2 protein-coding genes are annotated in these 1,229 nt (G+C 66.8%); both read right to left on the bottom strand.

Annotation, left to right across the window (positions count from 1 at the left end):
- Positions 1 to 731 (bottom strand): hypothetical protein (locus H4N64_RS44105; RefSeq protein WP_186288251.1); only part of this gene is annotated, 731 nt, incomplete at its 3' end.
- Positions 731 to 1,229, bottom strand: a 499-nt coding sequence (locus H4N64_RS44100) for a hypothetical protein (protein ID WP_186288250.1), incomplete at its 5' end; no start/stop codon positions are given. The genes H4N64_RS44100 and H4N64_RS44105, both read right to left, overlap by 1 nt.

The raw sequence follows: 1,229 nt of genomic DNA, 5'->3' as shown, positions 1-1,229 counted from the left end.
GCGTCGGCCAGACGGCTGCGGAGGGCCAGCGTGAGACGTTTCTCGGCCCGGTCGCCTGCTGACATCGTCGGCTGCTGGCTGGCACGAGTTGAAGCGTCGTCCGCCAGGGCCTTCGCGGACTCCTTGGCGCCGGGTATCTGCCGGGTGAGGTCCTGGCGCAGTCTCCTTTCGTCGGCGATTGCGGTGCGCAGCCGCGTCGTTGCCTCGGAGTGGCCGGAGGTGCCGTAGCGGCTGGCAGTGAACGCGCCGACGGATTCGACGACTGCGGCCCGCGCCTGCCGATGCTTGGCTTCGGTCTCCCGATGGTGCCGCACCCGCACCTGGTGGGTGAAACGTTCGTGGTCGCCGAGGAGCTGGCTTCGGGCACTCCAGCCCTGGGCCATGGTGCGTGCGAGGGCTCGCTGGTCTCTGGTGAAGGTATCCAGGTCCGCCTCAGGAACACCTTGGGAGATCTTGATCTGACCGTCGAGCAGCCGCACATGCTGTGTGAGGCGGTTGATGGCCTGCTCCGTGTCTCCGATGCGGTCGCCGAGCTCTTCCTCAACTTTGTCGATCTTGTCGTCGTACTCGGAGATCTCATCGCGGATGGCACGTAGCTCGTAGTCCAGGTCCTCGGTGTAGCCGAACTTCCGGCTGAGAGCCTGGTGATCAGTTTCGAGATCGTCGAACCGACTGTCCAGGTCGCGCACGCGCCGGTCGGTGTCACGCAGTCGCCGGTCCAGATCCTCCATTACGCCTTCACCCCCTGGCCTGCGGGCCCGTCTTCTGAGAACGCACCGATACCGATCCAGCCGGCAAGGATGCCGATGATCCACCAGGGGGAAAGCACTCCGAGCACGACGACGATGACCAGAGCTCCTTCGGCTTGCAAGGCCAGCGCGATGGCGCGCTGCTGCCGGTGACGCTCACCCGTTACGGCGATCGACCAGCCCATCAGCGTCGCCAGGAGATGGGGTATGAGGAGCACCAGCCACCGCGCGGTGTGGCCGAGGGCGAGAGCGGCGGCGATGAGCCCCGCAGCCACGGCCGTCTGTAACCGCCACGCCCACCGCACGATGGCTACGCTGCGCAGCCGCTGCGGCTCCGCAATCCGGGTCGGCAGTTCCTGCTCGAACGCCAGCAGCTTCTCCGCGCGCTCGACGAGCTCGCCGTAATGGTCGTCGTACTCTGCGATGCCAGGGTCGAGTCCCTTGACGCGGGCCTGCTGGGCGGCAAGGTCCGTGGTCATG

The organism is Streptomyces cupreus (genome assembly GCF_014257025.1).
GTDB classification, from domain to species: domain Bacteria; phylum Actinomycetota; class Actinomycetes; order Streptomycetales; family Streptomycetaceae; genus Streptomyces; species Streptomyces cupreus.
This window is presented reverse-complemented; position numbering and strand designations above follow the sequence as displayed.